The organism is Streptomyces sp. GbtcB7 (assembly GCF_019091445.1).
Classification (GTDB): domain Bacteria; phylum Actinomycetota; class Actinomycetes; order Streptomycetales; family Streptomycetaceae; genus Streptomyces; species Streptomyces mirabilis.
Genome location: NZ_JAGXJM010000099.1, coordinates 1 through 5,490, shown reverse-complemented (window position 1 = coordinate 5,490; position 5,490 = coordinate 1). Strand labels below are relative to the sequence as shown.

General features: G+C 68.3%; 6 protein-coding genes and 2 pseudogenes. 6 read left to right on the top strand and 2 right to left on the bottom strand.

Features of this window, described 5'->3' with window-relative positions; translation table 11 throughout:
* Positions 1-235 precede the first annotated feature (235 nt).
* The 4 genes and pseudogenes from KVT44_RS55190 to KVT44_RS55175 all read left to right on the top strand — a co-directional run bounded on the left by KVT44_RS55190 (position 236) and on the right by KVT44_RS55175 (position 3,016).
* Positions 236-1,056 (top strand): annotated as a pseudogene (locus tag KVT44_RS55190) (transposase family protein).
* A gap of 67 nt (positions 1,057-1,123) precedes the next feature.
* Positions 1,124-1,360 carry a hypothetical protein gene (locus KVT44_RS55185; protein WP_217576770.1) on the top strand — a complete coding sequence of 79 codons (237 nt, stop codon included), beginning with the start codon at positions 1,124-1,126 and terminating at the stop codon, positions 1,358-1,360.
* Positions 1,361-2,049: 689 nt separating this feature from the next.
* Positions 2,050-2,364 carry a DUF998 domain-containing protein gene (locus KVT44_RS61360; RefSeq protein ID WP_368857619.1) on the top strand — a complete coding sequence of 105 codons (315 nt, stop codon included), beginning with the start codon at positions 2,050-2,052 and terminating at the stop codon, positions 2,362-2,364.
* Positions 2,365-2,479: 115 nt separating this feature from the next.
* On the top strand, positions 2,480-3,016 hold the full coding sequence (locus tag KVT44_RS55175) for a 2'-5' RNA ligase family protein (RefSeq protein WP_217576766.1): 537 nt from the start codon (positions 2,480-2,482) through the stop codon (positions 3,014-3,016).
* A gap of 19 nt (positions 3,017-3,035) precedes the next feature.
* Here the strand turns inward: KVT44_RS55175 and KVT44_RS55170 are convergent.
* Positions 3,036-3,520: pseudogene (locus KVT44_RS55170) on the bottom strand (ATP-binding protein); the annotation flags it as partial.
* A 30-nt stretch (positions 3,521-3,550) separates the two neighbouring features.
* On the opposite strand from KVT44_RS55170, the gene KVT44_RS59690 reads away from it, so the two are divergent.
* Together KVT44_RS59690 and KVT44_RS59685 are read left to right on the top strand one after the other, a co-directional pair.
* Positions 3,551-4,147 (top strand): iron-containing alcohol dehydrogenase, encoded by a 597-nt coding sequence (locus tag KVT44_RS59690; protein ID WP_308314425.1) that lies wholly within the window; start codon positions 3,551-3,553, stop codon positions 4,145-4,147.
* A gap of 22 nt (positions 4,148-4,169) precedes the next feature.
* Positions 4,170-4,586 (top strand): iron-containing alcohol dehydrogenase, encoded by a 417-nt coding sequence (locus tag KVT44_RS59685; RefSeq protein WP_254651222.1) that lies wholly within the window; start codon positions 4,170-4,172, stop codon positions 4,584-4,586.
* Positions 4,587-4,947: 361 nt separating this feature from the next.
* On the opposite strand, the gene KVT44_RS55160 is transcribed toward KVT44_RS59685, so the two are convergent.
* A partial coding sequence (locus tag KVT44_RS55160) for an aldo/keto reductase (RefSeq protein ID WP_217576764.1) occupies positions 4,948-5,490 on the bottom strand: 543 nt, incomplete at its 5' end.

Genomic DNA, 5,490 nt, shown 5'->3' with positions numbered 1-5,490 from the left:
AGGCCGCGAGCCTCTCCGGATCGTGGCAGTCAACGGCCAACTCGGTGAACCTACTTGTCATGACTCTCCCAGATAGTGCGGACGGGGCTCAGAGTATGCCCGCCCGTCCGACAGATCCGAGATCTTCCTGACTAGGGACATCAGGCGGGCTTGACCCGGCATCAGATACGCGAGAAGCCCCTGGTAGGAACGGGTCCGCGAAGAACAGGTCCCGGGTACCGAGAGGCTTCACGCATTGACCAGTGTCACCTACACCGGCGTGCTCGGTGTCAGCCGGGTCACTGCTGAGGCCCTCGCGAAGCTGCTCGAACACCGCGAGCGTCTCGGGACCCGCAAAGGGCACCCGCGCCCTGGGGCCGTTCAAACAGAGCGTGTTGATCCTGCGCCGGTTCCTGGACGGTACCCCGGCTGACTCAACTCGCCCGCGACAACCACATCTCCGTCCCGACGGCCTACCGCTACCTCCACGAAGGGCTGACCGTGCTCGCCGACCACGCCCCGGACCTGTCCACCGCACTGGAGCGCGCGACCACGGCCGGCTTTACACACCTCAACCTCGACAGCACCGTCATCCTCCGATCGCGTCACCGCCCCGGCCCGAACAAGGCCGACCTGTGGTGGCCGGGCAGGCACAAACACCACGGCGGCAACGTCCAGGTCATTTCCGCACCCGACGGCTGGCCGCTCTGGGTCTCGCCGGTCCGGCCCGGCCGCGAGCACGACACCACCTGCGCCCGCACCCACGGCCTGATCGCCGCCCTGAACCGGCTCACCGACACCCTCGACATCCCCACCCTGACCGACCTCGGCTACCAGAACGCCGGGGCCGGCCTCCGCCACCCGGCCAAAAAACCCAAGGGCGGCGAACTCACCAACGACGCCCAGGCGTTCAACTCCGTCATCCGAGGCGTCCACGGCGTGGCCGAACGCGCCAACGCCCTGCTCAAGGTGACCTTCAAGGCTCTGCACAGAGTCAGCCTCGACCCCAAGGCGATCACCCGGATCACCCGCGCCGCCCTCGTCCTGCTCCAGATGGAACGCGGCCGCACCAGCTGATCGAAGAGCACGAACCGTCACGAGACGTTACCGAGAAGGGCTCACCTGAGCGGCTGGAAGACGGTCAGTGATCGGCCTCGCTGTCGACACCCGACGCGGAACCCCCCTCGACCGCACGGCCCCGCCGCCCACCGAAACGCCGGACCCGGCCGCACCCGCGTCACAGGGGCCCGAGCACCTCCCCGAGGCGCAGTGGCTGCATCAGCCGCAGTGGGCTCGCGTGCGGCGGGCTGCCACCACTCCCGGCGGCGACTGCGGACGGCTGCTGGTCGTCGTCACCGACGGACCGGCGATAACCTCCTGACGCCGCAGCATGGTCACCACCTTGGCGAAGCCCCACCGTCACTGACATCCGGGCAGACCCGGTGGCCAGGATCTGTTCGGAGAAGGCGAGCCGGGGTGGACGGCCGCGCCGGGCATCGCCGTCGAGGGACAAAGTCCCTGCGAGCGCGTCGAGTTGTTAACGGGACATCCCGGTCAGGGCGGGATCGGACAACCCGCCCGACTGTTGGCGCGTGCAGGGGCTCAGCGTTCCCTCACCCGCCCACCGGCGCGGAAGCGGGCCTCTTGAAACCCTCCCCCGTCGCTGTTTCATACCGCGTCCGAGAGGACTTGACGTGCGTCCGGGCCAAGTTGCGGTGCACCAGCTCAGAGGGTCCAAATCAGAGAAGCAGCAGGCCAGATGGGCCTGGAAGCACAGCATCTCCAGGAGCCGTACACCATGGGCGAGTTCACCCCCAGCCAGCTGACCATCGGCCCCGAGTCTGCTGGCCCCGATTGGCGATCTTCAAGGCTCGTCGCGAACGAGCGATTGGCCCCACTACGGGGTCGCTGTAGTCGTGGAGTTCGGATGCCGGTCAGGGACCCTGAGGGCTGTTCCGCAATTGATCTCGCGGAGCAGACGCACGAGTCGATGCCTGAGCGAGTCTCGGGGGACGCTCACAGCCATGTCAACATAGGTTGACGCGCCCCACCTCGTCAACCTATGTTGACATGATGGGTAGTCAAGCGCTTCTTGCCTGCGGGATGGCCGCTGGCCCTGTGTTCACCGTCGCGTATCTACTGGAAGGCGCCAGCCGTGTGGACTATCAACCGTTCCGTCATCCCGTCAGTTCGCTCTCCCTCGGCCGCGCCGGGTGGGCGCAGACCGTCAACTTCCTCCTCACGGGCTTACTGTCGCTGATCTTCGCGGTGGGCCTGTGGCATGTAGGGCCTTCCCATTGGGGTGCTCTGGCTTCGAACGAGTCCATTGGCCCCAGGGGAACGAGTCTGCTGGCCCCAATTAGCGATCTTGGGTGCTCGTCGTGAACAAGTCGATTGGCCCCACCTGAGCGAGGGTCACGTTGGGTGCCGACCGTGGGTTCAACCGCCCGCGATCGTAATCAGGTCGCTGTCGTTCTGGGCTCGCTGATACATATGTGCGATGGCAAGCGACGACTCCGGTGAGTTTCAGGCAGGGCAGTCGGGACTCATCGTGAGGGTCCCCGAGGCAGAACCTGCTGTTCGAGCGTGGCGTGACCGGCTGGACCCCTCAGCCCGTGCGGGTGTTCCGGCCCATGTCACCGTCCTCTTCCCGTTTCTCGACGAGAGTCGCATCGATGACGGTGCTTGCGCTGCCATCGGAGAAGTGATCGGGCGTCACCGGCCCTTCGAGGTCCGGTTCGAGCACTGCGGTCGATTCCCGGGGATCTTGTATCTCGTTCCCGAACCGGACCTCCCGTTCCGTCGGCTCACCGAGGCGATCGCGGACCGGTGGCCGGAGACCCCGCCGTTCGGCGGGCAGTTCGACGAGGTCGTCCCGCATCTGACCATCGCCCAGGGGCAAGACGATGCCGTGCTGGAGGAGGCCGAGGCCGACATTCGCGGCCGGCTTCCCGTTAATGGCCGAGTGTTGTCGGTCGATCTGATAGTCCACGACGGAACAAGGTGGCAGCAGCGGGCGTCGTTCGCGCTCCGGTGATTCCTCTGTTGGTCATCGGTCAGCCGCCGCTCAGCTGGGCCTTGGTGTGGGCGAGTCGGTAGGAGTCGGTACCGGTCTCGATGATGTTGCCGCCGAAGGCGAGGCGGTCCACTATGGCCGCGCAGAGCCTCGGGTCGGTGAACGTCTTGGGCCACGTAGAGAAGGACTCGTTGGAGGCGATGGCCATGCTGTTCTTCTCCTCGCGCTCGGTCAGAACCTGGAACAGCAGCTCGGCGCCGCGCCGGTCCAGCTCCATATGGCCCAGCTCGTCAATACAGAGAAGATCGCCCCGTCCGTAGCGGGCGATCGTCTTGGTCTGCAGCTTTTCGTCGGCGGCCTCGACGAGCTCGTTGACGAGCTTGGCCGCCAGGACGTACTTGACCGGAAGCCGGCCATGGCGGCCTCGGTGCCCAGCGCGATCAGCAGGTGCGACTTGCCGGTGCCGCTGTCGCCGATGAGACACAACGGCAGCCCTTTGCGGTCTCATTCGCACGAGGCCAGAGAAATCGTTCACAGCCAAACCGCGTCTTCCCGGTGACCGACCACGGGCTGCGGGCAGCCGGGATCGTGGACCAGGTGCTCAGGGCCCTCGACGCGGCGGGCATCGAGTACGGCGTGTACGACGGGGTCGGCGCCAACCCTTCGACCGGCAACGTCGACGAAGGCGCGGCGAAAGCGCGCGCCTTCGGCCCCGCGGTCGTCGCCGCGCTCGGCGCCGGCTCGGTCCTCGACGCCGCCAAGGGCATCTCGCTGCTGGCCGGCAACGCCGACGCAGCTGCCGCTGACGCCGACGCCCTCTGGGAGGCGCTCGACGGCCTGCCGGTGATCGCGATCCCGACGACCTCGGGCACCGGAGCGGAGACCAACGGCTTCGGTGTCATCGAGGACACCGCCGCCTGCCGCAAGGTCTACATCGGCCACCCCTCGGTCAAGCCCCGCATCGCGCTCCTCCACCCGGAACTCACGCTGGGCCTGCCCGCACGCATCACCGCCGCGACCGGCATCGACGCCCTGGTCCACGGCATCGAGTCGCTCGCCTCACGTGGCGCCAACCCGGTCTGCGTCGCCTACGCGGCCCAGGCCGTCGCCGTGGTCGGCCGCTGGCTGCCCGCCGCCCACCGCGACGGCTGAACTGGAAGCCCGCGCACAGCTGATGGTCGGCGCCCACCTGGCCGGCCAGGCCCTCACCATCTCCGGCCTGGGGCTGGTCCACGGCATCGGCCACGCACTGACCGCCCACACAGCCACGCCGCACGGCGTCGCCCTCGCCGCCGTACTGGAAGAAGTGCTGGAGTTCGGCGCACCGGCCGCGCAGGACGCCTACGAGCAGGCAGGCCGGGCCCTGCGCCTCGCCCCGCCCGCCGACGGAGACTGGGCGAGGGCCGTGATCGACGCCGTACACACGATCTCCGGCGCGCTCGGCATCAAGCAGCCGCTGCGCGAACTCGGCGTCCGACCGGACATGCTGCAACCGATCGCACAGGGGGCGCTCGCCGACGCCGTCACGCGTAACACCCCTCTGCTGCCGACCGAGGAGCAGGTTCTCGCGATCCTCCAAGCGGCGCTCTAGCCTGCCGGCACCGAGCCCCGCCGACCAGCAGCTGCTGGAGATGGATCCACAGCTACGCTGAGCGGCCGAGCCGGCAAGCCCCGGTTCACGATCTCGCAGGGGCGAGGATACGGCCCGACCCTCACCCACAGCACGGCCTACGCGCGCCGGGCGTGCATCGACTGACGCGATCGGTGAACCAGCTGATCAATTACGCGTGAGGCGGCGCGCTCCCGGGCGAGAGCCGAAGGCCGCGCCGGTTTGACGCTCGGCAGGTCCAGGCGGTGGCCCGGATCGTGTGCTCCCCGGCCTCGGCTGTGCCGGGGCCGCCGACGGTCCCGGAGAGCCGTCGGCATGGCCGACGGGCAGTCACGTCATCACGTCAGGAGTGGCCGAGGACTCGGTGTGGCTGGTACGGGGCCTCCAGTCGGGCGATCTCCTCCTCGCTGAGGGACACCCCCACCGCCGCGACCGCGTCGTCCAGATGGTTCAGCTTGGTCGCGCCTACGATCGGTGCGCTGACCGCCGGCTTGCCCAGCAACCATGCCAGGGCGATCTGTGCGGGCGGCAGCCCCCGCTCACCGGCGACCTCGCGCACCGTGTCGACCACGTCGAAGTCGGTGTCCCCGTACAGTTCCTCGGCGTACTGGTCGCTGCCCGCGCGGACCGTGAGCTGCTTGCCGCCGCGTTCGCGTGAACCGGCGAGCAGCCCGCGCGCCAGCGGGCTCCACGGGAGGCAGCCCACTCCCTGGTCGAGGCAGAGCGGGATCATCTCGCGCTCCTCCTCGCGGTAGGCCAGGTTGTAGTGGTTCTGCATCGACACGAACTTCGTCCAGCCGTGTGTCTCCGCGACGTGCTGGGCCTTGGCGAACTGCCAGGCGAACATGCTGGACGCGCCGATGTAGCGCGCCTTGCCGGAGCGCAC

Excerpts from the sequence above, each read along its gene's own strand:
- KVT44_RS61360 (WP_368857619.1), top strand. The coding sequence starts at position 2,050 with ATGATGGGTAGTCAAGCGCTTCTTGCCTGCGGGATGGCCGCTGGCCCT.
- KVT44_RS55175 (WP_217576766.1), top strand. The coding sequence starts at position 2,480 with ATGGCAAGCGACGACTCCGGTGAGTTTCAGGCAGGGCAGTCGGGACTC.
- KVT44_RS59685 (WP_254651222.1), top strand. The coding sequence starts at position 4,170 with ATGGTCGGCGCCCACCTGGCCGGCCAGGCCCTCACCATCTCCGGCCTG.